General features: G+C 67.8%; 24 protein-coding genes. 13 read left to right on the forward strand and 11 right to left on the reverse strand.

Annotated features, from left to right (window positions below; translation table 11 throughout):
- Positions 1 to 47 precede the first annotated feature (47 nt).
- Positions 48 to 1,337 (reverse strand): esterase family protein, encoded by a 1,290-nt coding sequence (locus M2390_RS09830; RefSeq protein ID WP_259178369.1) that lies wholly within the window; start codon positions 1,335 to 1,337, stop codon positions 48 to 50.
- 139 nt (positions 1,338 to 1,476) lie between these two features.
- On the opposite strand from M2390_RS09830, the gene rfbD reads away from it, so the two are divergent.
- Both rfbD and M2390_RS09840 read left to right on the forward strand, forming a co-directional pair.
- The gene (gene rfbD, locus M2390_RS09835; RefSeq protein WP_259178373.1) at positions 1,477 to 2,340 is read left to right on the forward strand and encodes a dTDP-4-dehydrorhamnose reductase; all 864 of its coding nucleotides are present in this window, start codon (positions 1,477 to 1,479) and stop codon (positions 2,338 to 2,340) included.
- 81 nt (positions 2,341 to 2,421) lie between these two features.
- Positions 2,422 to 3,552 carry a glycosyltransferase family 1 protein gene (locus tag M2390_RS09840; RefSeq protein WP_259178375.1) on the forward strand — a complete coding sequence of 377 codons (1,131 nt, stop codon included), beginning with the start codon at positions 2,422 to 2,424 and terminating at the stop codon, positions 3,550 to 3,552.
- Between the two features lie 135 nt (positions 3,553 to 3,687).
- On the opposite strand, the gene M2390_RS09845 is transcribed toward M2390_RS09840, so the two are convergent.
- The 3 genes from M2390_RS09845 to M2390_RS09855 are packed head-to-tail and all read right to left on the reverse strand — an operon-like array spanning position 3,688 to position 6,751.
- Positions 3,688 to 5,043 carry an LCP family protein gene (locus tag M2390_RS09845; RefSeq protein WP_259178376.1) on the reverse strand — a complete coding sequence of 452 codons (1,356 nt, stop codon included), beginning with the start codon at positions 5,041 to 5,043 and terminating at the stop codon, positions 3,688 to 3,690.
- Positions 5,040 to 5,549, reverse strand: a complete 510-nt coding sequence (gene purE / locus M2390_RS09850) for a 5-(carboxyamino)imidazole ribonucleotide mutase (protein WP_121689278.1) — start codon at positions 5,547 to 5,549, stop codon at positions 5,040 to 5,042. The genes M2390_RS09845 and purE overlap by 4 nt, the downstream gene beginning before the upstream one ends.
- Before the next feature lie 17 nt (positions 5,550 to 5,566).
- On the reverse strand, positions 5,567 to 6,751 hold the full coding sequence (locus tag M2390_RS09855; RefSeq protein WP_396822909.1) for a 5-(carboxyamino)imidazole ribonucleotide synthase: 1,185 nt from the start codon (positions 6,749 to 6,751) through the stop codon (positions 5,567 to 5,569).
- A 109-nt stretch (positions 6,752 to 6,860) separates the two neighbouring features.
- Between M2390_RS09855 and M2390_RS09860 the strand changes: the two genes are divergently transcribed.
- The 6 genes from M2390_RS09860 to ptsP all read left to right on the forward strand — a co-directional run bounded on the left by M2390_RS09860 (position 6,861) and on the right by ptsP (position 13,723).
- On the forward strand, positions 6,861 to 7,433 hold the full coding sequence (locus tag M2390_RS09860) for a GtrA family protein (RefSeq protein WP_259178383.1): 573 nt from the start codon (positions 6,861 to 6,863) through the stop codon (positions 7,431 to 7,433).
- 246 nt (positions 7,434 to 7,679) lie between these two features.
- Positions 7,680 to 8,456, forward strand: a complete 777-nt coding sequence (locus M2390_RS09865) for a DeoR/GlpR family DNA-binding transcription regulator (protein ID WP_259178384.1) — start codon at positions 7,680 to 7,682, stop codon at positions 8,454 to 8,456.
- On the forward strand, positions 8,453 to 9,400 hold the full coding sequence (pfkB, locus tag M2390_RS09870) for a 1-phosphofructokinase (RefSeq protein WP_259178385.1): 948 nt from the start codon (positions 8,453 to 8,455) through the stop codon (positions 9,398 to 9,400). Before M2390_RS09865 ends, pfkB begins: the two co-directional genes overlap by 4 nt.
- Positions 9,401 to 9,444: 44 nt before the next feature.
- Positions 9,445 to 11,583: a fructose-specific PTS transporter subunit EIIC gene (locus tag M2390_RS09875; protein ID WP_259178387.1), complete on the forward strand. Its 2,139-nt coding sequence runs from the start codon at positions 9,445 to 9,447 to the stop codon at positions 11,581 to 11,583.
- A gap of 164 nt (positions 11,584 to 11,747) precedes the next feature.
- Entirely contained in the window at positions 11,748 to 12,017 is a 270-nt protein-coding gene (locus M2390_RS09880) for an HPr family phosphocarrier protein (RefSeq protein WP_030149016.1), read from the forward strand.
- Entirely contained in the window at positions 12,014 to 13,723 is a 1,710-nt protein-coding gene (gene ptsP, locus M2390_RS09885; protein ID WP_259178390.1) for a phosphoenolpyruvate--protein phosphotransferase, read from the forward strand. Before M2390_RS09880 ends, ptsP begins: the two co-directional genes overlap by 4 nt.
- 126 nt (positions 13,724 to 13,849) lie before the next feature.
- On the opposite strand, the gene M2390_RS09890 is transcribed toward ptsP, so the two are convergent.
- A complete protein-coding gene (locus M2390_RS09890) occupies positions 13,850 to 14,434 on the reverse strand; it encodes a PH domain-containing protein (RefSeq protein ID WP_259178392.1) in 585 nt (194 codons plus the stop codon).
- A 113-nt stretch (positions 14,435 to 14,547) separates the two neighbouring features.
- Positions 14,548 to 15,360, reverse strand: coding sequence for a biotin--[acetyl-CoA-carboxylase] ligase (locus M2390_RS09895; protein WP_259178394.1), 813 nt, complete (start codon positions 15,358 to 15,360; stop codon positions 14,548 to 14,550).
- Positions 15,361 to 15,489: 129 nt separating this feature from the next.
- Here M2390_RS09895 and M2390_RS09900 point away from each other — a divergent pair, with 129 nt between their 5' ends.
- A complete protein-coding gene (locus tag M2390_RS09900; RefSeq protein WP_396822877.1) occupies positions 15,490 to 17,106 on the forward strand; it encodes an acyl-CoA carboxylase subunit beta in 1,617 nt (538 codons plus the stop codon).
- Complete coding sequence (locus M2390_RS09905) at positions 17,103 to 17,330, forward strand: acyl-CoA carboxylase subunit epsilon (RefSeq protein WP_259178397.1); 228 nt, start codon at positions 17,103 to 17,105, stop codon at positions 17,328 to 17,330. Before M2390_RS09900 ends, M2390_RS09905 begins: the two co-directional genes overlap by 4 nt.
- Before the next feature lie 364 nt (positions 17,331 to 17,694).
- Here the strand turns inward: M2390_RS09905 and M2390_RS09910 are convergent, their stop codons facing one another.
- Genes M2390_RS09910 through M2390_RS09925 form a run of 4 tightly spaced genes read right to left on the reverse strand, consistent with a single transcriptional unit; the run spans position 17,695 to position 21,904 of the window.
- Positions 17,695 to 18,669, reverse strand: a complete 975-nt coding sequence (locus tag M2390_RS09910) for a hypothetical protein (protein ID WP_259178399.1) — start codon at positions 18,667 to 18,669, stop codon at positions 17,695 to 17,697.
- Positions 18,669 to 19,928 carry a sensor histidine kinase gene (locus M2390_RS09915; protein WP_259178400.1) on the reverse strand — a complete coding sequence of 420 codons (1,260 nt, stop codon included), beginning with the start codon at positions 19,926 to 19,928 and terminating at the stop codon, positions 18,669 to 18,671. Before M2390_RS09915 ends, M2390_RS09910 begins: the two co-directional genes overlap by 1 nt.
- 45 nt (positions 19,929 to 19,973) lie before the next feature.
- Positions 19,974 to 20,633: a response regulator transcription factor gene (locus M2390_RS09920; RefSeq protein WP_259178402.1), complete on the reverse strand. Its 660-nt coding sequence runs from the start codon at positions 20,631 to 20,633 to the stop codon at positions 19,974 to 19,976.
- Positions 20,633 to 21,904, reverse strand: a complete 1,272-nt coding sequence (locus M2390_RS09925) for a class I SAM-dependent RNA methyltransferase (RefSeq protein ID WP_396822911.1) — start codon at positions 21,902 to 21,904, stop codon at positions 20,633 to 20,635. Before M2390_RS09925 ends, M2390_RS09920 begins: the two co-directional genes overlap by 1 nt.
- A 62-nt stretch (positions 21,905 to 21,966) precedes the next feature.
- Here M2390_RS09925 and M2390_RS09930 point away from each other — a divergent pair, with 62 nt between their 5' ends.
- The 3 genes from M2390_RS09930 (at position 21,967) to M2390_RS09940 (ending at position 24,973) form a co-directional block, all read left to right on the forward strand.
- The gene (locus M2390_RS09930; RefSeq protein WP_259178406.1) at positions 21,967 to 22,629 is read left to right on the forward strand and encodes a nucleoside triphosphate pyrophosphatase; all 663 of its coding nucleotides are present in this window, start codon (positions 21,967 to 21,969) and stop codon (positions 22,627 to 22,629) included.
- Positions 22,630 to 22,707: 78 nt separating this feature from the next.
- Positions 22,708 to 24,480, forward strand: a complete 1,773-nt coding sequence (locus M2390_RS09935) for a biotin carboxylase N-terminal domain-containing protein (RefSeq protein ID WP_259178408.1) — start codon at positions 22,708 to 22,710, stop codon at positions 24,478 to 24,480.
- A 220-nt stretch (positions 24,481 to 24,700) separates the two neighbouring features.
- Positions 24,701 to 24,973, forward strand: a complete 273-nt coding sequence (locus M2390_RS09940; protein ID WP_259178410.1) for a hypothetical protein — start codon at positions 24,701 to 24,703, stop codon at positions 24,971 to 24,973.
- 35 nt (positions 24,974 to 25,008) lie between these two features.
- Here M2390_RS09940 and M2390_RS09945 read toward each other — a convergent pair whose 3' ends face one another.
- On the reverse strand, positions 25,009 to 25,581 hold the full coding sequence (locus M2390_RS09945) for a TetR/AcrR family transcriptional regulator (RefSeq protein ID WP_245992040.1): 573 nt from the start codon (positions 25,579 to 25,581) through the stop codon (positions 25,009 to 25,011).
- Positions 25,582 to 25,754: the final 173 nt, after the last annotated feature.

Consider the following 25,754-nt stretch of genomic DNA (forward strand, 5'->3'; position numbering starts at 1 on the left):
CTGCCTTAGCACCCGGTGTGTACGCCGGTCTTTCCCGGAATGGGTGACTATTTAGCCTGGAGTCCCAGAACCGGATAGAGCACGTTGAAGCCCGCCTCCAGCCCACCCAGCAGCGCATCGGCACCGTGTCCGGCACCGGGAACCGACACCAGGGTTGATTTCATTCCGGCCGCTTTTGCGCCCGCCTCCACCTTTCGCGACTCCTCGGTATAGAGCGGATCGTTGGCCCCCGCGGTGAAAATAGCGGTGGTTTCCGGATAGGTGTTTCGGCCCAGGATGGTCAGGGGCTTGACCTCGTTATAGGCCACCTGGTTGCCCCCGAAGACCTCGCGAAGCGCCAGCTTGGGGTTACCCGTTCCCTGATACTCCTCCCCCGAGATATCGATCACATTATGGAAGAGGGTTGGATATTTCGCCGCAAAGTAGATCGAGCACACGCCCCCGTTGGAGTAACCGGCAACGGTGGTGTAGGCCGGGTCCTGGATGACGTTGAGGTTTTTGTGGGCCCAGTTCATCACGTCCTGGGTGATGTAGGTTTCCACCTTCCCGTACTTAGCGGTGTCCAGGCACAGGGTGTCATCGTTGGGGTTACCCAGCTGATCGGCGACCACCACGATCGGAGCGAGCCCCTGATGCTTGGCGGCAAACTTATCCAGCACCTGCTGAACAAAGGTCGGGTTCGGGTCCCCGGGCTGACCCATCATCAGGATCATCAGGGGCAGGGCGGGCGCGTTTTTCACCCGTGCCGCCGGGGGCAGATAGATGCCGGCCGGACGGGCATTGAAGCCCGAGATGACTCCGGGAATCACCTGGCTGCCCACCTCGCTGGCGGGCATGTTCGCGGGCGGTTTCCAGGTCTCATAGAGCGGACCGGCCGGAGGCTTCTGCTGCGGTTTGGGGGTGGCGAGCGTGATGGGCTTCTCCGTGGAGATGTGCAGGAACGCCCCCAGGGTCGGGTTGATGCCAAAGGCCGCATTAATCCCCACGGTCGCGGCCAGGGCAAACGCGACCACCCCGAGCCCGGCCAGTGCCTTGCGCCACCAGCGACTGCGCCACAGGTTCACCAGGGCGACCGCGATCGCCATAATCGCGACGACGCCCCAGACGCGGGCGGGGGCACCGATCGGCCCACCAAAAAGATTGAGCCCACGCTCCAGCAGCAGCACAATCGCGGTGCCACCGAGCAGGGAAGCCAGGAGGGTAATGGCCAGGGTACGGATCCAGCGCCAACCACCCGGACGCACCAGCAGGTACACCAGCAGTGCCCCCGCCACGGCATAGCTCACCACCACAACCGGGCCGGTCACAATATCAAGATCAAGGAGCTGGGTGGACATATGGGGGCTCCTTGCGGGTACGAGGTGGGGGCAGGATTCGCCGAGGCGGAACGACAACCGAGAGTATTACGCATTTCTGACCGCTACCTGTACCCGGTATGGACCCCGTAGAATCGGGGGAACAACACGTGAGGAATACATGCGCTACCTGATCACGGGAGCGGCCGGAATGCTCGGCCGCGACCTGCAAACCGTTTTGGCCGACCAGAGTGTCACCGCGCTGGATCGCGCCGGGCTGGACATCACCGACCCCGATGCCGTGCACGCGGCGGTTGCCGGGCACGATGTGGTCATCAACTGCGCCGCCTACACCGCGGTGGATGCGGCCGAAACCGATGAGGACGCCGCCTTTGCGGTCAACGCGCTGGGACCGCGCAACCTGGCCGCCGCGGCCGCCGCCCACGGAGCCAAGCTGATCCACATCTCCACCGACTACGTGTTCGCCGGCAACGCCACCGAGCCCTATGCCGAGGACACCGCCCGTGCACCGCTGAACGCCTACGGTCGCACCAAGGCCGCCGGTGAGGAGTTTGTGCTGGGTGAGCACCCGACCGGTGGTTTCATCGTGCGCACCGCCTGGATCTACGGCGAGCACGGCAACAACTTTGCCGCCACCATGCTGCGCCTGGCCGGCAGCCACCCCACCGTGAGCGTGGTCACCGACCAGGTCGGTCAGCCCACCTGGACCCGCGATCTGGCCACCCAGCTGCGTCTGCTGGCCGAATCCGATGCTCCCGCCGGCGTGTATCACGGCACCAACGCCGGTCAGGGTAGCTGGTTCGATTTCACCCAGGCGATCTTTGCCGAGGCCGGGCTGGACCCCGAGCGCGTGCTGGAGACCGACAGCGCCTCCTTCGTGCGTCCCGCTCCGCGCCCCGCGTATTCGGTCCTCGGTCACGAGGGTTGGACCGCCGCAGGCCTGCCGATCATGCGCGACTGGCGCGAGGCGCTGCACGAGGCCATCGCCTCGGGTGCGATCCACGCCCCCGAGCCCACCGCCTAGCCAGAACGGCCGCGCCTTCGGGCGCGGCCGTTTTGCTCACGCCGAGCCCCGCCGTCACCTACCCGCAGGAGGGAACCCACGATGTCCGCAGTTCTCCGCGTCATTCTCGATTCGGCCCTGACCCCCGGCCACGGGGGCAACGGTCGCTATGCCGAGGAACTCACCCGCGCCCTGATCGCCACCGCCCCGCGCGGGTGCAGCGTGCACGGAGTGGTTTCGGCCCAGCCGCAGGAGCGCATCGATGAGCTCGCGGCCCGGCTGCCCGGTATCACCGAGATCCAGCGCACGAACCTGCCCCGGCGCGAGCTCACCACGGCCTGGCAGCTGGGAATCACCACCCAACTGGGTGAGGGAATGATCCATGCCCCGAGTCTGCTGGCCCCGCTGCGGCGGCACGATCCGGAGTCCGCTCAGATCGTGGTGACCCTGCGGAACACCCTCGCCTGGACCGATCCCAAGAGTCTCACCCCCACCTCGGTGGCCTGGCAGAAACAGATGCTCAAGCGTGCCCGCAAGCACGCCGATGCGCTTGTGGTGCCCACCCATGCGGTGGCCGCAAAACTGGCCGAGATCGCCGATTTTGGCGATCGGCTCCGAGTCATCCCCGAGGCGCCGGCCAGCACCCTGGCCCTGCCCTCGGATGCCTCCTGGCGCGCGAGTAACCTGGATCTCCCCGAGCGCTATCTGCTGACCCTGGGCAGCCTCGACCCGCGCCGCGGTCTGGATCCGCTGCTGCAGGCCCTCGCGCGGCCCGGTGTTCCCGATCTGCCGCTGCTGGTCATCGGACCCGACGCCTGGGGCTCCTCCTCCCTCGCCGCGGCCGCCGATGAGGCGGGCCTGGCCGAGGGACGGGTGCGCGCCCTGGGTGATCTGGGCAGCGCCGACCTGGCCACCGTGTACGCCCGGGCCGTGCTGTTTGTCTACCCGAGCGTGCGCGAGAGCACCGGACTGCCCCTGCTCGAGGCCTTCTCGCTGGGAACCCCGGTCCTGCACACCGACGATCCCGCGCTGCTGGAGATCTCCGGCGGTGCCGGCGAGGCCGTGGAGGCCGGGGACGACGGGTTTGCCGAGCGCCTGGCCGCCTCGATCATCGAGCTGATCGAGGACGATGAGCGCCGCGAACGCCTGGGCTTTGCCGGCACCGACCGTGCTCAGGTCTTTGGCTGGCGAGACTCGGCCGAGCGGGTCTGGGCGTTGCACGCCGAGCTCTAGCGCCGCCCACCGGGCCCTGTGCCCATCCGCCGAGCCAAAGATCCGCCCGTCACTCCCTCTGACCTCCGGCGATCCACACTGCCGCCCACGCACAACCGGCCCCGTCCAAGGACGGGGCCGGTTGTGTATCTCGCCCTAGTTGGTGGGCGTGGTTTTGGGGTGCAGCAGGTCGTTGATCTTGGACTTGATCTCCGGGACGTCCGGATGGTCCTGATCGATCCCGTTGGCCGGGGTGAGCTCGAGCTTTTGCACCGGGAGCTCGCGGGTTTTGGTGGCCAGGTTCACGAAGTAGCCCAGCAGATCCTGCGGGATATCCGTCTTGACCACCTGGGTTCCCGCCTCGGCGATGCCCTGGAACTTGGAGAACACGTTGGCCGGGGTGAACTGCTTGAGCACGGCCTCCTGGAGCTGACGCTGACGCTCCATTCGGTCGAAGTCGCTGGTTCCGTGGCGCGAGCGGGCAAACCACTGCGCGTGGTAGCCGTCCATGTGCTGGGTGCCGGGTTCGATCCACTCGATAACACCCTTGAGGTTCTCGTCTCCCCCGATCGGCAGACGCTTGTCCACGGTGATCTCCACGCCACCGAGGGCGTCGATCAGGTCGGCGAAGCCCTGCATGTCGACCAGGACGTAGTAGGGAATGCGCAGGCCGGTCAGGGCCTCGGCGGCATCCTTGGTGGCCTCGATGCCCGGGGAGGATCCCTCGGCCTTGGCATCGGGATAGTAGTCGGCGTGGCGCAGCTCGGCCTCGGTGTAGATCGAGTTGAGCTTGCACGCACTCACGTCACACTTATTGTAGCCATTGGGATAGCGCTTATACATCGGCGAGGACTCGTTGAACGGCACGTTCAGCATGTCCCGCGGCAGGCCGATCATCGTGGCCTGGCCGGTGTCGGCGTTGATCGAGACCACCGAGAGGCTGTCCGGGCGCATACCCGAGCGGTCGGGGCCCGCGTCGCCACCGAGCAACAGAATGTTGTAGTACCCGTCGGTGGGGTCCTCGGGCGGCGCGCTGGTCCCAAAGAGCTTGCCCAGGGTGCCGCTGGTCACATTGGCCACATAGGCACCCGCCGAGGCGGCACCGGTCGAGGCCACCAGGAAGACCAGGCCCAGGGCCAGGATCAGGACCCGGCCCAGCGGGGATGCCTTGATAATGCGCACCAGGCGCAGCGTATCGATGGTCAACACAAACCACAGCACCGCATAGGCAACGAGCACGATCTGGGCGATCAGCAGGAACCACGAGTTGGTCGCAAACGAAAACAGCTGTTCGGGATTTGTCAGGTACAGCACCAGGGCTGCGATTCCGGCGATCCACATGATCAGGGTCGAGACCAGGCCGATCCGGCCCAGCCGGCGGTTCCCGGCGAGAACCTGCGCCGAACCGGGCAGCACAAAGCCCAGCAGCACGAGCCACCACCCGCGCCGGGTCATCACCTGCGGCGACGCGGTGTTGGGGTGCCGGATGGGCGATTCGCTCTGCTCGATCATAGGCGGGCTTTGAGCGCTGCGTTCTTTTCCTCAACCAGCTCGGCGAGCTCGCGCTGGTAGGTGGCGAGGGTCTCGGCGAGCGCCGAGTCCGAGGTGGCGAGGATCCGAGCGGCCAGAATGGCCGCGTTCTTGGCACCGCCGATCGAGACGGTTGCCACCGGGATCCCCCCGGGCATCTGCACGATGGACAGCAGCGAGTCCATCCCGTCCAGGGTGGCCAGCGGAACCGGCACACCCACCACCGGAAGCGTGGTGACCGAGGCGAGCATGCCCGGCAGGTGCGCGGCACCGCCGGCACCGGCGATGATCACGCTGAGCCCGCGCTCGCGCGCCTGCTCGCCGTAGGTCACCAGCTTGTGCGGGGTACGGTGCGCGCTGACCACCTCGACCTCGTGGTCGATGCCGAACTCGCTCAGCTGTGCCGAGGCGGCGGCCATAACGCTCCAGTCGGAGTCGCTTCCCATGACGATGCCAACACGGGGATTTTCACTGGAGTGATGAGACATGGGTCAATGCTAACGGGTCAACCCTGGAAGCGGGATTCGATCGTCCGCGCTCGTTCACGTACCGACTCCAGTTCGGTGCCGGTCACATTAATGTGGCCCACCTTGCGTCCCGGACGCGGAGCCTTGTTGTAGTTGTGGATCTTGGCATCGGGGAATTCGGCCATCACCTGCGGGTAGCGATCCCCCAGGGTGCCCTCGAGCGGACCGCCGAGAATATTGGCCATCACGGTGATCGGGGCGCGCGGAGTGGTGGCCCCCAGCGGCAGGTCGGCGACCGCGCGCAGGTGCTGCTCGAACTGGCTGGTGATCGATCCGTCCTGGGTCCAGTGACCCGAGTTGTGCGGACGCATCGCCATCTCATTAACCAACACACGCCCGTCGGTGGTTTCAAACAGTTCCACGGCGAATACACCGGTGATTCCCAGTCCGTCGGCCAGGGCACGGGCGATCCGCTCGGCCTCGGCCGCCACCGCACCGTCGCTGTTCGGGGCTGGAGCGAGCACCTCGGCGCACACGCCATCACGCTGGATGGTTTCGACCACGGGCCAGTAGGCGCTTTCGCCGCCGGGACGACGCGCGCCCAGCAGCGCCAGTTCGCGGGTGAAGTCCACCAGCTCCTCGACCAGCAGGCTGCCGGTGTCTCCGGACTCGGCCACCGCGGTAAACCAGTCGGTCGCCTCGGCGGAGGAGCGCACCACGCGCACACCCTTGCCGTCATAGCCGCCACGCGGGGTCTTCAACACACCGGCACCGCCGTGGGCATCGAGGAACACCTGGAGTTCCGCGGCCGAGCGAACCTCGGCCCACTCGGGGGTCGGCAGACCCAGCTCGCTGAGCTTGGCGCGCATCAGCAGCTTGTCCTGTGCATAGAGCAGAGCCTGCGGGCCCGGGTGCACCCGCACACCGGTAGCCACCAGGGCGGCAAGCACCGGCTGGGGGACGTGCTCGTGATCAAAGGTGATCACGTCCACATCGCGCGCAAAGTTCAGCACGGTATCCAGATCGCGGTAGTCTCCCACCGCGCTGGCACCAATTTCGGCCGGGGATCCGGGGGTCTCGGCGAGCACCCGCACATCCAGGGCCAGGTTGATCGCGGCGGGCATCATCATCCGCGCCAGCTGACCGCCACCGATTACTCCGATTTTCAGCACGTGGGTCTCCGTCTCCGAGGGGTTGTGTTCTTCAGCACACTCAAAGCTAATGTTATAGAACTGCGGGTAGACTATCCGTCCGGTGCACATCTTTCCGTTTGGTGCACAGACAATTGCCGAGAACACCCACCCCGGGGAGTTTTCCGCCCGAGGGGGGTAAATGAACCTGAGTCGCGTGAAATCCGCATCCTGGTACCCGCTGTTTATGCAGCTCTTCAAGTTCGCCGTGGTTGGTGGCGCCGGTTTTGTTGTGACCGCCGTGTCCTTCAACCTTCTGCGGATGGGTCCGCTGAACCCCGAGCACGTCAAGAACGGCGTGGTCATCGCCACGGTGATCGCCACCACCCTGGCCATCATCACCAACTGGCTGGGCAATCGCTTCTGGACCTTCGCCACGCACCGCTCGAACAGCACCGTGCGTGAGGGTGTGGAGTTCTTTGCCGTGAGCTTTGCCGGCATGGGCATCAGCACCCTGTGCGTCTGGGTGTCCCACGACGTGCTCGGCTTCACCTCCGCCGCCGCCGACAATATCGCGCTGAACGGCGTGGGCCTGATCCTCGGTTCGGTCTTCCGCTTTGTGCTCTACCGGTACTGGGTGTTCTCCCCCAACCGCGACCGCGCGGCCGAGGAGATCACCGATCTCGAAGCCAGTGCGGCCGAGTTCACCGAATCGGATATCGAGATTTCCAAGGTTCCCGAGGCCAAGACCGTGGCCCGGGACGAGATCCACTAGTCTTCCCGCCGGCTTTCCGGCCACCACACACCCTCACCTCGCTCGGCCCCGGCTGACCGAAAGGTGAGGGTGTTTTGTCGTATCCGGGGGTCGTTCGGCGACCGTCCGTATCCGCCCGAGTTCGCGTCATTTCCACCGAAACGCAGAATTCACACCCTGTTAATTCACCAAACTCCGGTGAGTTGATGTTGGTACGTCTTTGTTTTAGTCCGTTTGTGTGGGACTATATTTCAAATTCCTCTACCAATGACGGGAGACGCCGTGTACGCCGCGGAACGACAGCAGCTCATCCTCACCCTGGCTCGCAGCCAGGGACGGGTCGAGGGCAGCGCACTCGCCGAACAGTTGGATGTGACGGCGGAAACCATCCGTCGCGACCTCACCGCCCTCGAACGGCGCGGACTGGTCAAGCGGGCACACGGTGGAGCGATCCCCACCGACGCCCTGAACTCCGAGTTGGATCTCAGCGAGCGCATCGGTCGCCACTCGAGCGATAAGCGCCGGATCGCGCTGCAGGCACTCGAACAGCTCCCCGAGACCGGGACCATCCTGCTGGATGCCGGCACCACCACCCTGGCCATCGCCCAGGCCCTCCCCGCCGACGCCGAACTCACGGTCGTGGCCAACAGTCCGATGATCTGCGCGGCCCTCTCCACCAAGCCCGGCATCACCCTGCTTCAGCTCGGCGGCCAGGTGCGTGCGATGACCGGGGCCGCGGTGGGCCGCTGGACCACCGATGCTCTCGCCGAACTCAACGTGGACGTGGGCTTTATCGGAACCAATGGATTCGACATGGCGCGCGGTCTCACCACCCCCGATCAGATGGAGGCCGCTACCAAGCGAGCCATGGTGGCCGCGAGCCGCACCACCGTCCTGGTCGCCGATTCCAGCAAGGCCGCCAACGTGCACCTGCACCGCTTCGCCGCCCTCGAGGAGATGGACGTGGTGATCACCGATACCGACATCGATGAGGACTTCGCCGAGGCGATCCGCGCGGCCGGGCCCAAGGTTGTGAACGCATGATTATCACCCTGACCCCCAACCCCAGCGTGGACCGCGCGGTCACCGTCGAGGCCCTGCACCGCGGCCAGGTGCTGCGCGCGGCATCCTCCCGGATCGACCCCGGAGGCAAGGGGGTGAACGTGGGCCGAGCGCTCGCCAGCATGGGTGAGCAGCCGCTCGTGGTGGTCCCCTCGGGCGGCCCCGAGGGCACCCTGCTCGAGGCGCTGCTGGCCAAGACCGCGGTGCCCACCCGGATCGTGCCGATCGCCGGCAGCGTGCGGATGAACATCAGCGTGCTGGAGCCCGATGGCACCACCACCAAGCTCAACGAGGCGGGGCCCACCCTCGGGTCCGCGGACGTCCATGCTCTCTTCGCGGCCACGCTCTCCCCGGCCACCCCGGGGTCCTGGATCACCGGCTGCGGCAGCCTGCCTCCCGGTGCCCCCGCCGACCTGTACGCGCAGCTCATCGCCGAGGCAAAACGACTCGGGGCGAACGTGGCGATCGACTCCTCGGGGCCGGCGTTTGCCACCGCCGTGGCCGCGATCCCCACGCTGATCAAGCCCAACCGCACCGAGCTCGAGGAACTCACCGGACGCTCACTCACCACGATGGGCGCGGTCATCGACACCGCCCGCGAACTGGTGGCCACCGGAATCCGGTTTGTCGCCGTGAGCCTGGGTCGAGACGGCGCGGTGCTGGTCAGTGCCGACACCGCGGTGCACGCGCGCTCGATCGTGACCGACCCGGTATCCACCGTGGGTGCCGGTGACTGCATGCTTGCCGGATTACTCTTCGGCCTGAACCGCGGAGAGGACGAGGCGGACGCACTGGTTCGCGGCGTCCGCTGGGGTGCCGCCGCCGTCCGTCTGCCCGGCACCGAGGTGCCCACGCCCGCCGATCTTGACCACATCGAGGTCGACCTGATCCGCTCCCCGCAGCGCGATCTGCCCCTGAACGACTAATCACCGATCCTCCCGCTACACAGAAAACCCTGAAAGGATTCGACATGCCACTCATCAACGTCGAACAAGTGGTGCTCGACCTCACCGGAGCCGACCGACACGAGGCCACTCGGACGCTTGCCCAGCGCCTGGTTGCCAGCGGACGCTGCACCGACATCGACCTGTTCATCGCCGATGTGCAGGAGCGTGAGTCCAAGATGGCCACGGGACTGCCCGGCGGCATCGGGATCCCGCACGCACGCAGCGCGGCGATTACCGAGCCCTCGCTGGTCTTTGGCCGCATCGCCGACGGCATCGACTGGGGTGCCAAGGACGGCCCCGCCCGCCTGGTGTTCCTGATCGCCGCTCCCGCCGACGGTGGAGACGCCCACATGCAGGTGCTCCCCCAGCTGGCCCGTGCGCTGATGCACAACGACTTCCGCGAGGCGCTGCTGAATGCGGCCACGCCCGAGGAGGTCGTGGCCATCGTCGAGGAGCACGTGCAGCTCAAGACCGAACAGCCCGCGGCACCGGCCGCACAGGCACCGGCTGCAGAGAGGCCGGCTGCCGCGGCTACCTCGGCCGTCGCCGCTCCCGCGGCACCCGCTGCCGATGTTCCCGGAGCCACCGCTTCCGAGAGCTCCCCGGCGGCCCCCGCCGCCCGCCCGCTGCGCTTTGTGGCCGTGACGTCCTGCCCCACCGGCATCGCCCACACCTACATGGCAGCCGAGGCGCTGGAAAATGCCGCCCGCGAGGCCGGCCACCAGATCCTGGTGGAAACCCAGGGTTCGGCCGGATCCACCCCGCTGAGCCCCGCGGACATTGCCGCGGCCGACGCGGTGATCTTCGCCCACGATGTGGAGGTCAAGGATCGCGCCCGCTTCGCCGGCAAGCCCACGATCGACGTCGGCGTGAAGAAGGCGATCTCCGCCGGTCCGCAGCTGCTGATCGACGCGGGAAACCTGGCCGCCGCCTGGGCCGCCGACCCGAGCCGGGCCACCGCCTCGGCGAGCGCAACCCCGGTACCCAGCGAGTCCAGCGAGCGCAAGGGCTTTGGTACCCGTCTGCAGCAGTGGCTGATGACCGGTGTCTCCTACATGATCCCGTTTGTTGCCGCCGGCGGCATCCTGATCGCGCTCTCGTTTATGCTCGCGCAGATCGCGCTGGGTCAAAACGGTGCGATCGAGATCGTGAAGTATGGCATCCACACGCAGGACGCAGCCTTCGACATCACCCAGAACTTCAACATCGCCAGCCTCACCTCCTGGGCGGGTCTGCTGTTTGTGATCGGATCGGCCTCCTTCGGGTTCCTGGTTCCGATCCTCTCCGGCTACATCGCCTTCGGGATCGCCGACCGTCCGGGCCTGGTTCCCGGCATCGTCGGTGGCGCGCTGGCCGCCTCGATGAACGCCGGATTCCTCGGTGGTATCGTGACCGGTCTGCTGGCCGGTGCCGTCGCGTACTGGATCTCCAGCTGGAAGGTCCACAAGGGTGTGCGCGGCGTGATGCCGGTGGTCGTCATCCCGCTGCTGTCCACCTTTATCACCGCGGGTCTGTTTATCGCGGTGCTGGGTCGCCCGATCGTCTGGCTGATGACCGCGATGAACGACGGCCTGAACGGTCTCACCGGTGCCGGCGTGCTGCTGCTCGGCCTGATCCTCGGCGCGATGATGGGCTTTGACCTCGGTGGCCCGGTCAACAAGGTGGCCTACGGATTCGCCACCGCGGGTCTGGCCGCCGCCGGTGCCTCGATGGATGCGCCGCAGCTGAAGATCATGGCCGCGGTCATGGCCGCCGGTATGGTCGCCCCGCTGGCGATGGCCCTGGCCACGACCCTGCGCCCCAAGCTGTTCTCCGCCCCCGAGCGCGAAAACGGTAAGGCCGCCTGGCTGCTGGGTGCCTCATTCATCTCCGAGGGCGCGATCCCGTTTGCCGCCGCCGACCCGATCCGCGTGATGATCTCCTCGACCATCGGATCCGCGGTGACCGGTGGCCTGGTGATGCTCTTCGGTGCGACCCTGCGTGCCCCGCACGGCGGCATCTGGGTGCTCCCGCTGATCGGTCAGCCGCTGCTGTTTGTGCTGGCTCTGGCCATCGGTGTGGCGATCACCGCCCTGCTGGTGATCGTGTCCAAGTCGATCGCCGCCCGGAACAAGCTGGCCGCCCAGGCGAGCGCACAGTCAAGCGCCCCGGTCGCCGTCTAGCCTCTCCCCGGTGCCCGGCGCGGACCGACACCGCCGGGCACCGTCTCACTCTCACCCCTGTACGCCCGCTCTCGAACCGACACCGCCGGGCGCCGTCTCACTCTCACCCCTGTACGCCCGCTCCCGGGCGGGCTACCGTAGTCACAGTTATCAAAGGAGTCATCATGGCAACTCGTACCGCCACCATCGCCTCGTCCATCGGCCTGCACTCGCGTCCCGCCGCCATCTTTGTGGAGGCCGTCGAGGACTCGGGCCTCGAGGTTGAGATCGGCCGCGTGGGCGAGCCCACCGTGGACGCCGGCAGCATCCTGGGCGTGATGGCCCTGGGTGCCCGCAACGGCGAGGTTGTTGAACTCACCGCCGAGGGTCCGGACGCCGAGGCCGTCCTGGACCGTCTGGTCGCGCTGCTGAACTCGGACCTGGACGCCGAGTGAGCACCATCGGCGTCGCCGACGGTTCCGCGGTAACCGAGGTGCGGCAGGGTGTGGGCGTGAGCCCGGGTTCCGCCTATGGCCCGGTGGTTCAGGTCGCGGCGCCGGTGCAGCCCCCGCAGAACGAGGAGGCTCCGGCGGATCCCGCCACGGCCTCCGAGGCGGCAATTGCCAGCTTCATGCACGTGGCCGAGGACCTCGAGGCTCGTTCGGCACGGGCCGATGACAGCGCCCGGGACGTCCTCAAGGCCACCGCGATGATCGCCCGTGACCGTGCCCTACACCGCGCGGTGACCAAGCACCTGGGCGAGGGCAACGGTCCGGCCACCGCGATCAACCTGGCCATCGACGAGTTCGCGGCCAAGTTTGAGGCCCTCGGCGGCTATTTCGCCGAGCGAGTCACCGACCTGCGCGACATCGGCTCGCGGGCGATGGCCCACGTATTGGGTGTGCCCGCTCCGGGTGTGCCGCCCTTTAGTGTGCCCAGCATCATCCTGGCCGAGGATCTCGCCCCGGCCGAAACCGCGACGCTGGATCGTTCCCTGGTCCTGGGCATCGTGACCCGCGCCGGTGGACGCACCAGCCATACGGCGATCCTCGCCGCGCAGATGGGCATCCCCGCGGTGGTTCAGCTGCCCGGTGCCACCGAGATTCCCGCCGGGACCCCGATCTCCCTGGACGGAGACACCGGCGAGGTGGTGCTGAACCCCGATCCCGAGGTCGTCACCAATCAGCGTCTGCGCCGCGAGCGTCGTGCGGCCGCCCTGGCCGAGGTGTCCGGCCCGGGTAGCACCCAGGATGGGCACCCGATCGCACTGCTGGCCAACATCGGCGGCGCAAAGGACGCCGAGCTGGCCGGTGCCGAGGACCTCGAGGGTGTGGGCCTGTTCCGCACCGAGTTTGTGTTCCTCTCGGCCGCCCACGCCCCGACCCTGGAGGAGCAGGCTGCGATCTACAGCCGCGTCTTTGCGCCCTTCGACGGGCGCCGCGTGGTTGTGCGGACCCTGGATGCCGGGGCCGATAAGCCGCTGGCCTTCGCCAACCTGGGCGAGGAGGAGAACCCGGCCCTGGGACGCCGCGGTCTGCGCCTCTCGCAGGCGAAGCCCGAGCTGCTGGAAACCCAGCTGCAGGCGCTCGCCGCCGCGGCCCGGGCCACCGGGGCGGACGTGCGGGTGATGGCTCCGATGGTGGCCACCATCGCCGAGGCCCGCTGGTTTGCCGACCGGGTGCGTGCCAACGGCCTGCCCAAGGCCGGGGTCATGATCGAGGTGCCCGCCGCGGCGCTGCGCTCGGCACAGGTGCTGGCCGAGGTCGACTTCGGCAGCCTGGGCACCAACGACCTGGCCCAGTACACGATGGCCGCCGACCGGATGGAGGGGGAGCTCTCCGAGCTGCTGGATCCCTGGCAGCCCGGTGTGCTCGACGTGATCGCCGCCGCCGCGATCGGTGCGAAGCACGCGGGTAAGCCGCTGGGTGTCTGCGGGGAATCCGCCGGAGACCCGCTGCTGGCCCTGGTGCTGGTGGGCCTCGGCGTCACCAGCCTGTCGATGGCCACCAGCAAGATTCGCGGGGTGCGCCTGGCGCTCAAGACCCACACACTGGAACACTGCGAGCGCCTGGCCGCCGCGGCGCTGGCCGCCGAGGATCCCGAGGGTGCCCGGGCGGCCGTCCGCGCCGCCGCGACCCCCGAGCTGGTCGCGCTGCTCTAGCCCGCCTCACACAAAAGCGCACGCCCGCCGGCGTGCGCTTTTGTGTTGCCCGGGGAACACTCATCGGCGCGAGAAGGCAGCGGATTCCAGCCGGGCTCGCGCCGCGGGGGAACGATCGCGAAAAGACTAGAAGGTGCCGGATTCGCGCTGCGGGGATACCGCGGGAATCACCTGGTTGACCTCGATCAGGTGGTGCAGGGTGTCCACCACCTGGCGGGAGCCGGGCACCGAAACCAGAACCAGCGGCCGGTCGGTGCCGGCGGTGAGCACGATCGTGGCCGAGCCGGAGAGCGCCTGAATCGGACCGCGACGGGTGGCGATCTCGTAGCCGCGACTGTGGAACACCTCGCGCCGCTCACGCACCAGGAAGCCGCGGTGCATGATGACCCGGCGGGTGGTGATCGTGCTGCGTCGGTTGAGCCAGACCAGGTAGGGCCAGAGCACCAGGAACACAAACACGGCGATGGCCCCGCCCACCACCATCCAGAACTCCGGTCCGGTGGGGAATCGGCTGATTCCAAACACCAGGGCACCGGGCAGCGCGACAAAAATCAGCGCCGGCAGGATCAGGAAGCGTGCGTGTCGACGCAGCCGGGCCACCACCCGCTCGGTGGGCACCACGCTGGGTGTCGGAAACACCGGGGCACCGGCGGGAGCTCCGAGGATCTGGGTGGCGTCCCCGGTCCCGGGGCCGCGGGTGAAATCGACCATGGTCCATTCCTATCAGCAAGCGCGCCCGGACGGTGGATGGCTCGGCCGAAACGGCGGGATTTTGGGCCGTTTCCCGGGCGCAGGTGGGCGGGCAGGCGCCGGCGGGTGGGGCGCTAGTCCTGCGCGCGCAGGTGGGTGATGTCCCCAGCCGAGACCGTGGTGTGTGTGCCGGTGTCGGCATCCACGATCACGATGCGTCCGTCCGAGTCCAACGCAAGCGCGCGGCCGAACTGGAACACCCCACCCGGACGCTCGACCCGCACCGAGCGGCCCAGGGTATCCAGCCGCGCCTCGACCCGTGCCCGCAGACCCGAGGCCTCGGCATCGCCCCCGGCGGCCACCAGGGCATCGTAGAGCTCGATAAACACCCCCAGGTACTCGGCCAGCAGGGCGTCGGGGTCGGGATCCGCACCGAGCACCGCGAGCGAGGTTGCGGTGTCCACCGGAAGCTGGGCGGCGCTCATCGCCGTGTTAATCCCGGTCCCGATCACCACCGATCCGTCGGCTGAGATCTCGGCCAGCACACCGCAGATCTTCTTGCCGGCCACCAGCACGTCATTGGGCCACTTGACCCGGGCATCCGGGGCGGCACCGGCCGCGCTCAGTCGGGCGTTAATCGCCTCGGCCATCGCGGTCCCGGCCAGCAGCGAGAGCCACCCGTAGCTCTCCATCGGCAGCTTCCCGGCCGGACGCACCAGCAGCGAGATCGCCAGGCCGCTGCCCGAGGGGGAGGTCCAGACCCGGTCCAGGCGTCCGCGTCCGGCCACCTGAGTGTCGGTCAGCAGCACGCTCAGGTGCGGCCAGCCCGCGGTGTCGGCGGTGGCCAGGGCCAGCAGGTCGGCGTTGGTCGATCCGGATTCTGCCAGCCAGCGCAGGCGCTGGGCGAGGGCACGGGAGCGGGTCAGCGAGGGCGCGTCTTCGGTCATTCCCCCAGAATACGGCCTCGGGATCCCCATCATCATTCGCCGTCTGAGCATTCCCACAACGAAACACGATTCACACTGTAGGAACCGATGAACCCGCCAGATGGGGGTGGTCGAGATAGAGTAAACCGTGTGACTGAATCTTTAGCCCAGCCGAACCCCGCCGACGGCGCGGACCTCTTTACCACCGCCGGTCGTATCGCCGACCTCAAGCGTCGCTATGACGAGGCCGTAACCGCGCCCAGTGCCGCGGCCGAGGCCAAGCAGCACGCCAAGGGCAAGCAGACCGCGCGCGAGCGCATCGAACAGCTGCTCGACCCGGGCAGCTTCGTGGAACTGGACGAGTTTGTGCGTCACCGCACCACCGCGTTCGGCATGGACCGTTCGCGTCCCTACGGTGACGCGGTTGTCACCGGAACCGGCACCATCCACGGTCGCCAGGTGGCCGTGTACTCGCAGGACTTCACCGTCTTTGGCGGCTCGCTCGGCGAGGTGGCCGGCGAGAAGATCATCAAGGTGATGGACCTGGCCCTGAAGACCGGCGTGCCGATCCTCGGCATCCTCGACTCGGGCGGCGCCCGCATCCAGGAGGGTGTGGTCGCCCTCGGCAAGTACGGCGAGATCTTCCGCCGCAACACCGCCGCCTCGGGTGTCATCCCGCAGATCTCGATCATCATGGGCCCGGCCGCCGGTGGCGCCGTGTACTCCCCCGCGCTGACCGACTTCGTGATCATGGTTGACAAGACCAGCCAGATGTTCGTGACCGGCCCCGACGTCATCAAGACCGTGACCGGCGAAGACGTGGGCATGGAAGAGCTCGGTGGCGCGCTGACCCACAACACCCGCTCGGGTGTCGCGCACTACCTGGCCGAGGACGAGTCCGACGCGCTGGACTACGCGCGCTCGCTGGTCTCCTACCTGCCGGACAACAACCTGGCCGAGCTGCCTGAGTACCCCACCGAGGTGGACCTGGAAACCAGCGACGCCGACCGCAAGCTCAACGTCCTGATCCCCGACTCCCCCAACCAGCCCTATGACGTCAAGACCGTCATCGAGCACGTGGTGGACGGGGGCGAGTTCCTCGAGGTGCAGCCGCTGTTCGCCCCGAACATCGTGATCGGTTTCGCCCGCGTCGAGGGACGCCCGGTGGGTATCGTTGCCAACCAGCCGCAGGCCATGGCCGGCACCCTGAACATCGAGGCCGGCGAGAAGGCCAGCCGCTTCGTGCGCTTCTGTGACGCGTTCTCGATCCCGATCCTGACCCTGGTGGATGTGCCCGGCTACCTGCCCGGCACCGACCAGGAGTGGACCGGCGTGATCCGTCGTGGTGCCAAGCTGCTCTACGCCTACGCCGAGGCCACCGTGCCGCTGGTCACCGTGATCCTGCGCAAGGCCTACGGCGGCGCATACATCGTGATGGGTTCCAAGCAGCTCGGTGCCGACATCAACCTGGCCTGGCCCACCGCCGAGATCGCCGTGATGGGTGGTCAGGGTGCGGTCAACATCCTCTACCGCGGTGAGATCAAGCGGGCCGAGGAGGCCGGCGAGGACGTCGCCGCCGTGCGCACCAAGCTGGCCAACGAGTACACGTACAACGTGGCCAGCCCGTTCCTCGCCGCCGAGCGCGGCGAGCTGGACGGCGTGATCGAGCCCGCGGCCACCCGCGTCGCGGTGATCAAGGCCCTGCGCTCGCTCAAGACCAAGCGTGCCAGCCTGCCGCCCAAGAAGCACGGAAACATCCCGCTGTGACCGAGGCGAACATGCCCGCCCCCGCGATGCGCTTCATGCGTGGCGAGCCCACCGAGGAGGAGATCGCCGCGGTATCGGCGGTGCTGACCCTGGTGCTGGCCGAGGAGGGTGCCCGCGCCGAACGCAGCGAGCCGGCAAACGTCTCGGCCTGGACGCGGTCCCAGCGCGCGATCCGCCCGGTGGTTCGGCCCGGTGCCGGACGCTGGCGCGGATTTAGTGGATAAACACCCGGTTTACCCGAACGGCGGCCCCATGCACATGCATGGGGCCGCCGTTTTGTCGCATGACACGCCCGGAAGTCCCCAAAGAATCACGGTTCGGACCAGCGCAAACGTTTGCACTTTGGCGAATACTGTCGTTTCGCTTGGACGCGCCGGGGGTTTTCGACCAGAATAGACAACGGATACACGGTGCTCGCATCGTGCATCTACCAAGACACTCGTTCTAGGGTAAGAACAACGTCTTGGGGGGAGGATGGAGAGACTATTCGGGTTAGTCTCTTCAACCGGAACGGCCGGGGTTGTTTTTACAAACAATCCCGGCCGATTTCTTTTAACCGATGTGACCCGTTTCGTGAACGGACGAGGCTCAGAGGTTGCGCGGGATCAGCGTGCGGAACTTCAGCTCGTCCTCGCCGTCGGCACCGGGCCCAATGCCCACGATGGTGACCGCGATATCCCCGGTGCCGCTGCGCACGACCACGCGCCCGCGCTCGATCTGTCCCAGCGAGAGCACGATTCGGTCCGCGATCTGCTCGCGACGGTGGGCGGGCAGCCCCAACAGGCCATCCTCGTCCAGCAGGTCCACCCGGATGCCGCGTCGCCGGGCATCCAGGGCCGCCAGACGCACCGGGTCGCTCAGCAGACCACGGCCGCGGATTTCGTCCCGCAAACCGGCCTCCAGCACCTCGGACTCGCGACGCTGGGCCATCGAGAGATCCCCCTCGGACTCCACGATCGCGCGCAGCATGGGTGCGGCCCGCAGCTGGGTCTGGCGCAGGCGGTGCAGCCGAACCTCCCGGTAGGCGTCCTGTCCGGCCCGCAGCAGCGCGGTTTCCCGGCTGGCCTGCATCAGACGGGCGTTATCGCGGCCCAGCCGGTTCATCGCGTGGGTGAGCAGGCTCGCGGCCACCATCCAGACGATCGAGCCGGGCAGGCCGATCCCCATCGCCCCCAGCGGGCCCGCCCAGGCCATCGAGATGCCGATCAGCACCAGGGTGCCCGCCCAGGCGGTAATTTCGCGGCCACGCACCAGCGTGATCACCATCAGGGTGCCGATTCCGGCGATGGGCCAGGTGGCGTACCCGTTGGGGACGGTGGGATCCAACGGTGGGATCACCAGGAGCAGCACGACCGCCGACACCACCACGTTGACGATCGCGACCGCACGCGGCAGGGGCCGGCCGCCGGGCCAGGCCAGGCTCAGCGCCGAAGCGGCCCAGTAGAGCGCGATGGCCAGCAGGACCGGATCGGCCTCGGGGTTTTGTTCCAGATGGGTCAGTCCGAGGACCCCGTGCAGCGCCGAGAAGACGGCCGCCAGGATGAGCAGTGGTACCCGACGCACTAGTTGGTTCCTCCCTGCGGTGCCCAGGAGAGAACCACCCGGGTCCCGCGATCCGGGGCCGACAGGATGCGCACCTCGCCACCCACCGATTCCACCCGGCCCCGAATCGACACCCGAACGCCCAGGCGTCCCGGCGCAATCTGGTCGGGCCGGAATCCGCGCCCGCGGTCGATGATCTCCAGCACCAGGCTGCCCGGTGCCGGGGCCCGCATGGTCAGCTGGCGCGGTACCTCGGCATCCCCGGCATGCTGCACGCTGTTGGTCAGGGCCTGAGTGGCGGCCTGGATCAGGGCGTGCGCCACATCCGCGGGCAGGGCACCCTCCATCTGACCGTAGCGCTGCACCAGGATTGGCACGTCGAGGGTGGCCACGGTATCGGTCAGGCGTTCCTGCACCACCGCAAGGGCCATCCGCTCCTCGCTCGGGGCGGCCAGGGCCACCGCGGTGGTCAGGCGCACGATCGCCTCATCGGCCATATCGCGGGCGATGTGCTGCTGCTGTTCGGTATTGGCGTGTACGGCGGCGCTCAGGCTGGCCAGCACGGTGTCGTGCACCAGCGCATCCACCTCGGCGCGCTCCAGCTCCTGGGCCGCACGCTCGACGGTGCCACTGTACTTTTCCAGGGCGAGCCGGGCGGTGGTATCCACCTGGCTCACGGCCGAGCGGAACAGGTCCACCAGGATCACCACCAGCGTGCCCAGGGTGAGGGAGAAGATCGCGTCCATCATCGGTTCGCGAGCCCCGATCACAAACCCCTCGTGTACCACCCCGCTGATTCCCACCAGCACGGCGATCAGCGCGGTGTAGCACAGCGCGATCGTGCGTCCGAAGGCCTGCGCGACACACGCGCTGGCCACGGTGCAGAGGTACCAGATCCAGGAGGGCTGGACCAGCGGGTCCGGCACAAAGCGCACCCACAGCAGGACCGCCAGCAGATAGCACACCACAAAGAGGATGCTGGCCCGCCGCTGCAGCCAGGGCCACGGGGTGGCCAGCACCACGAGCACAAGCGGCACCAGCTCTAGCGAGGCGACCGAGTAGCCGATCAGCTGCGGGCCGAGGCGTCCCATCCCATCGGAGAGAATCCCCGAGAGGGCCAGCAGGCCATAGAGCAGCCCGCTCGCGCCGATACAGATCGCGATCCAGCGCTCGACCCGGACCGCGCCGAGCGAGCTCACCGCGGCGATCGAGTTCAGCTCCCGACCGAGCCTGGTGTTCCGCTCGGCCTCCTGGGCGCTCTCCTCGGGCAGGCTTACCATGCGCGGATTTCTGCGGGAGTTTTTGTGGGGAGCGAGCGACGGGCGCTAGCCGATGGGGTCACCGGGACCTCCGGGAATGTCTTCCAAGATGCCGTCCTCCACCGCACGCCGCAGCAGCTCCAGCTTGGTGCGTGCCGGACGGCCCACCTCCACATACTTCCCGCGAATGCGGTTCAGGTATTCCTTCACGGTCGAGGGGGCGATGCCCAGCTCGACGGCCACGTCCTTGAGCGGCAGACCCGAGGCGTACAGGCTCAGCACGTCGCGCTCGCGCGGTCCAAGCTGCGCGACCGCAAACTGCCGGTCGGCCTCGATCGCGCTGGCCCACTCCAGGTTGGTCAGCGGGCCGCCGCCGGCGACGGTTTCGATCGCGGCCACCACATCGTGCGCGGGAGAGGACTTGGGGATGACCCCGGCGGCACCGGCGGCCAGGGCCTCGCGGACCAGGCCCACCCGGTCGGCGATGCTGTGAATCAGCACGGCCGCGCCGTCTCGGGAGACCGCGCGCACGTTCTCGGCCACGCTGGAGCCATCGCCCAGCGAGAGATCCAGCACCACGACATCCACCGGCACCCGGATCTCCAGGAACTCGGCAACCCCGGCGGTGCTGGACACGATGCGGTGACCGGCGGCCGCGCACACGGCCTGCAGGCCGAGCCGCACCGACTCGTGATCGTCGATGACGGCGATGCGTACGGCACTCATCAGCGTCGCCCGGTCCGTACCAGCGAGGCCACGGCCTCGACGTGGTGGGTGTGCGGGAACAGATCAAACCCGTTTACCCCGGTGAGGGTGTAACCCGAGGCGATGAGCTGGCCGAGGTCGCGGGCCAGGGCCACCGGGTCGCAGGCCACGTAGATGATCTGGGCCGGGTCGAGCTCCACGAGCTGCTCGATCACGCGCTTGCCGGCGCCCGAGCGGGGCGGGTCCAGGACCACGGTACCGGCGGCCAGGCGCGCACGCTCGGCCGATCCGGCGCTCTCGAACAGGCCGCTCAGGTAGGCGTCCACCCGGGCGGTCTGGGCGCTGGCCCCGATCCACTCGGCGAGGTTCTCCCCCGCGTGCACGGTTGCCCGCTCGCTGGATTCCACGCTGGTGATCCGGGTGCCCGCACCGAAGCGGTCACCGACGGCGGCAGCCAGCAGGCCCACGCCACCGTAGAGGTCGAGGTTGCCGGCGGCGGGATCGAAGTAGTCGGCGTCGATCGCATCCTGCACGGCGGTGGTCAGGACCTGGGCGGCACCGTGGTGCACCTGCCAGAAGCCGTTTTCGGCCAGGCGGAACTCGCGTCCCCCCACGGTCTCGATGATGGTCGGGGCATTCGCCGGGGCCACCGGGGCACGGCCGCGGCGGCGCACCTGCTCGCGCAGGTTCACCCGGGTCTCGCCACCCGAGGTGTGCAGAATGTCGATCGAGGCGGTCCCCGCGGGGACGCCGTGGCGCGGCATGGCCTCGGCGATGGCCGCATGGGCCAGCGGCAGATCATCGACCTCAATCACGGTGTGGGTGCCGGAGGCATAGGGCCCAACCCGGCCGTCGCCATCCACCTGAAGGCTGACCCGGGTACGCCAGCCCAGTCCGCCGGCCTCGTTGTCCCCGGGGACCGCGGAAACGGTGACCGGCAACTCGATGCCACCAAACCGAGCCAGAGCCTCGGTCACCACGGTTTCCTTGAGGCTGCGCTGGTGGGCAAGGTCGATGTGTCCAAACTCGGCACCACCGGCACGCTGCGCGGGGTCGCGGCTGATGCTCGCCGCCGACCATACATGCTCACGACGGTGTTCGGAGGGCTCCAGAACCTCGAGGGTATCGGCCTCCCAGAAGCTGGACTTCTGACGGCGGACCCGGGCACGCACACGCTCGCCGGGGATCGCGTCGGTGACAAAGACCACGCGGCCCTCATGTCGGGCGATAAAGACACCACCGTGGGCTACGTTGGTTACATCAAGTTCGAGGATCTGGGGGTCGGATTGCACACTCACACTCCGAGCTTCCCACGTTTTCCCCGCCGCGACCTACTTTTGTGCCAAGGAACGTCATGACCCTGTACCTCGCCTCCACCTCTCCTGCCCGCCTGATGCTGCTGCGTTCGGCGGGGATCGAGCCCGTGATTGTGCACTCTCACGTGGATGAACCGGCCACCGTCGCCGCGGCCGAGGCGGTCTCCGGTCCGCTCTCTACCCCAGATATGGTGGCGTTGCTGGGCCGGGCGAAGGCCGAGGCGGTTACCCGTGATGCCGATGGGCACCCGCTGGATGGTTTTGTCCTCGGCGGTGACAGCTCGTTTGAGCTGGACGGTGTCTCCCAGGGCAAGCCGCATACGCCCGAGCGCGCCACCGCGCGCTGGGAGGCGCAGCGCGGCCGCACCGGCACGCTGTACTCGGGACACTGGCTGATCGACTACCGCGGTGGGGTCCCGCGCGCCGCCACCGGCGGGGTGGCTCGGGCCACGGTCACCTTCGCCGACAACATCACCGATGCCGAGATCGCCGCCTATGTCGCCTCGGGCGAACCGCTGTGGGTGGCCGGCGCGTTTACCCTGGACAGTTTGGCCGGCGCGTTTATTTCCGAGATCTCCGGGCACCCCTCAACCGTTATTGGCCTTTCCCTCCCGCTCCTGCGTGATTCTTTCGCGGAATTAGGCGTGTTATGGACGGATCTGTGGAACCGTCCGGGTGCCCTCGGCACGGCGGAACTGTAGGGTTTCACGCAATCGGATTCACTTTTTTGTGAGAGTCCACCAAAGCCGGAGGCCAAAGGCATCGTAGGCTAGGGGACTGTGCCCCGTATTACTAAAGTTCTTATCGCCAATCGTGGCGAAATCGCCGTCCGTGTAATTCGTGCTGCCCGCGACTCGGGAATCGGTTCGGTTGCCGTCTATGCCGACCAGGACCGCGACGCCCTCCACGTGCGCCTCGCCGATGAGGCCTACGCCCTCGGCGGCAGCACCAGCGCCGAGACCTACCTCGTCATCGACAAGCTGCTCTCGGTCGCCCGCCGCTCCGGCGCGGACGCCGTGCACCCCGGCTACGGCTTCCTTGCCGAGAACGCCGACTTCGCCCGCGCCGTGATCGGTGCCGGCCTCACCTGGATCGGCCCGAGCCCCGACGCGATCGAGCTGCTGGGGGACAAGGTTTCCGCCCGTCACGTGGCCGAGAAGGTGGGCGCACCGCTGGCCCCCGGAACCCTCAACCCGGTCTCCGGTGCCGACGAGGTCCTGGCCTTCGTGGATGAGTTTGGCCTGCCGGTCGCGATCAAGGCCGCCTTCGGTGGCGGTGGACGCGGCCTCAAGGTGGCTCGTACCCGCGAGGAGGTGCCGGAGATGTTTGACTCGGCCACCCGCGAGGCCGTGGCCGCCTTTGGCCGTGGCGAGTGCTTCGTGGAGAAGTACCTCGACCAGCCGCGTCACGTCGAGACCCAGTGCCTCGCCGACGCCGAGGGCAACGTGGTGGTCGTCTCGACCCGCGACTGCTCGCTGCAGCGTCGCCACCAGAAGCTGGTGGAGGAGGCTCCGGCACCGTTCCTCACCGATGAGCAGAACGAGCTGCTGTATGCCGCATCCAAGGCCATCCTCACGGAGGTTGGCTACCAGGGTGCCGGTACCTGCGAGTTCCTGATCGGCAAGGATGGCACCGTGTCCTTCCTCGAGGTCAACACCCGCCTGCAGGTTGAGCACCCGGTGTCCGAAGAGGTCACCGGTATCGACCTGGTGCGCGAGCAGTTCCGCATCGCCGAGGGTGGCCTGCTGGACTATGAGGATCCCAAGCCCGAGGGTCACTCGTTCGAGTTCCGCATCAACGGCGAGGACCCGGGTCGCGGCTTCCTGCCCCAGCCCGGCCCGATCCACGTGTTCAAGACATTCGGTGGCCCCGGCGTTCGCTTGGACTCCGGTGTGACCGCCGGGGATGAGATCTCCGGTGCCTTCGACTCGCTGATCGGCAAGATCATCGTGACCGGCAAGACCCGCCAGGAGGCGCTCGAGCGTTCGCGCCGCGCCCTGGACGAGTTCGAGGTTGCCGGCCTGCCGACCGTGCTGCCCTTCCACCGCAAGATCGTCCGCGATCCGGCCTTCGTGGGGGCCGACGGCACCTTCGGGATCTACACCCGCTGGATCGAGACCGAGTTCGTGAACGACATCGAGCCCTGGGATGGCGAGCCGCAGGCACTGGGTGCTCCCGCCGGCCGCAACACCGTGGTGGTCGAGGTTTCCGGCAAGCGCCTCGAGGTCAGCCTGCCCGACTCGGTCCTGCCCGCGCAGAACTCCGGTGCCCGCAAGCTCGCAACCCCGCCCGCCCGCCGCGGCGCCGGTTCGAGCTCGGGTGCCCGCGCCACCGGCGACTCGGTGGCCTCCCCGATGCAAGCCACGATCGTCAAGGTCGCGGTTGAGGAGGGCCAGAAGGTTGTTAAGGGCGACCTGGTGCTTGTGCTCGAAGCCATGAAGATGGAGCAGCCGATCACCGCCCACAAGGACGGCATCGTCAGCGCGATCAGCGCTCCGGTTGGCGAAACCGTCTCGGCCGGTCACGTCCTGCTGAACATCCTCGACGCGTAACCACGCACACACAACGCAGCGCCCCGGCCGGGTTTCCTCGGCCGGGGCGCTGCGCTGTGTAGGGGCTGCGTCGCGTGTGCTGCGTCGCGAGTGCCCCCACCGTGAGTGGGCACAGCCTGGCGTGGCTTTCGTGCGCGTGGCTTCCGCGTGTGCGGGTGAAATCCCGCCCCGTCCGCGCGGCGACGCACCTGCACGCCGCAGTCTCGCCATACTGGTCACCGTGGAAATCAAACGGGGGCAGATTACGGCGCTGGTGCTCGGGGCAATCATCGCGATCGCGCTGGTGGTTTTGGTGGTTCTCGGGTTTGGACTGGCGAATTTGCCCGGTTCGGCGCTCGCCTGCGAGGGCGACGTCGTCTCAACAGACCTGTGTGAGCCAGCCAAGCTCGGGCGCACCATCTTTGGTGGCCTGATCGCCGCCGGCGCGCTGATCGCGCTGGCGATTGTGGCCGTGGGCGCGGGATCAGTACTGTTGCGCCGGAACGCGCGCTAGAAAGCGAGCATTCGACGGGAGGCTTCGATCGGCGGCTACGGGCGGGTCGTCCGGATGCCGTCGAAGGCGAAGCCGAGCACACGCTCGCCCTGCTCCTCGGTCTCGTAGGCGACACCGGCGACGCCGACCACCAGGCGGATCACATCGGCGATCTCCACGTCCGGACGCACGAGGCCAGCGGTCTGGGCGTTTTCCAGCAGGGGCTCCCCCGCCGCGTACATCGCGGTCCGGCAGCACAGCATGGTTTCCGAGCCGCGGTTCAGGCCGTCTAGCAGCGCACGCTTGGTGGCCAGGAACGGGATGAACTCGCGCAGCCACGCCTCGAAGGCGTCCCACTCGCTGCCGCCGTCCTCAAGGTGCTCATCGGCCTTGCGGCACAGCACCAGCACCTCGGACGCGTAGACGCGCTCGATCAGATCCTCGCGGGTGGGGAAGTTGCGGTACAGCGTCCCGATGCCCACGCCCGCGCGGCGCGCGACCTCCTCCAGGGAGGCGGTAATGCCCTCCTCGCGGAACACCACCTTCGCGGTCTCGATCAGCGCGTCGTAGTTGCGGGCCGCATCGGCGCGGTGGGGTCGGCTGGTTTCAACCAGAGTCTCGAGTTCCACCAAATTTCCTTCCAACACTTGCAAACCGGAGGAACCCTCCGGTAATCTAAGAGCATGCCTCCGGTAATCCAGGAGGACGCCTCCACTTTACTCCTCGTGCAGGCCATAATCTACCCTTCGGCACGACACTCCGACTCACCCAGCAGCCCGAGCGTTCGAGTCGTTTCTGAAAG

It is taken from the genome of Mycetocola sp. BIGb0189 (assembly GCF_024810155.1).
In the GTDB taxonomy this organism is placed as follows: Bacteria; Actinomycetota; Actinomycetes; order Actinomycetales; family Microbacteriaceae; genus Mycetocola; species Mycetocola lacteus.

Excerpts from the sequence above, each read along its gene's own strand:
- M2390_RS09830 (WP_259178369.1), bottom strand. The coding sequence starts at position 1,337 with ATGTCCACCCAGCTCCTTGATCTTGATATTGTGACCGGCCCGGTTGTG.
- rfbD (WP_259178373.1), top strand. The coding sequence starts at position 1,477 with ATGCGCTACCTGATCACGGGAGCGGCCGGAATGCTCGGCCGCGACCTG.
- M2390_RS09840 (WP_259178375.1), top strand. The coding sequence starts at position 2,422 with ATGTCCGCAGTTCTCCGCGTCATTCTCGATTCGGCCCTGACCCCCGGC.
- M2390_RS09845 (WP_259178376.1), bottom strand. The coding sequence starts at position 5,043 with ATGATCGAGCAGAGCGAATCGCCCATCCGGCACCCCAACACCGCGTCG.
- purE (WP_121689278.1), bottom strand. The coding sequence starts at position 5,549 with ATGTCTCATCACTCCAGTGAAAATCCCCGTGTTGGCATCGTCATGGGA.
- M2390_RS09860 (WP_259178383.1), top strand. The coding sequence starts at position 6,861 with ATGAACCTGAGTCGCGTGAAATCCGCATCCTGGTACCCGCTGTTTATG.
- M2390_RS09865 (WP_259178384.1), top strand. The coding sequence starts at position 7,680 with ATGACGGGAGACGCCGTGTACGCCGCGGAACGACAGCAGCTCATCCTC.
- pfkB (WP_259178385.1), top strand. The coding sequence starts at position 8,453 with ATGATTATCACCCTGACCCCCAACCCCAGCGTGGACCGCGCGGTCACC.
- M2390_RS09875 (WP_259178387.1), top strand. The coding sequence starts at position 9,445 with ATGCCACTCATCAACGTCGAACAAGTGGTGCTCGACCTCACCGGAGCC.
- M2390_RS09880 (WP_030149016.1), top strand. The coding sequence starts at position 11,748 with ATGGCAACTCGTACCGCCACCATCGCCTCGTCCATCGGCCTGCACTCG.
- M2390_RS09890 (WP_259178392.1), bottom strand. The coding sequence starts at position 14,434 with ATGGTCGATTTCACCCGCGGCCCCGGGACCGGGGACGCCACCCAGATC.
- M2390_RS09895 (WP_259178394.1), bottom strand. The coding sequence starts at position 15,360 with ATGACCGAAGACGCGCCCTCGCTGACCCGCTCCCGTGCCCTCGCCCAG.
- M2390_RS09915 (WP_259178400.1), bottom strand. The coding sequence starts at position 19,928 with ATGGTAAGCCTGCCCGAGGAGAGCGCCCAGGAGGCCGAGCGGAACACC.
- M2390_RS09920 (WP_259178402.1), bottom strand. The coding sequence starts at position 20,633 with ATGAGTGCCGTACGCATCGCCGTCATCGACGATCACGAGTCGGTGCGG.
- M2390_RS09930 (WP_259178406.1), top strand. The coding sequence starts at position 21,967 with ATGACCCTGTACCTCGCCTCCACCTCTCCTGCCCGCCTGATGCTGCTG.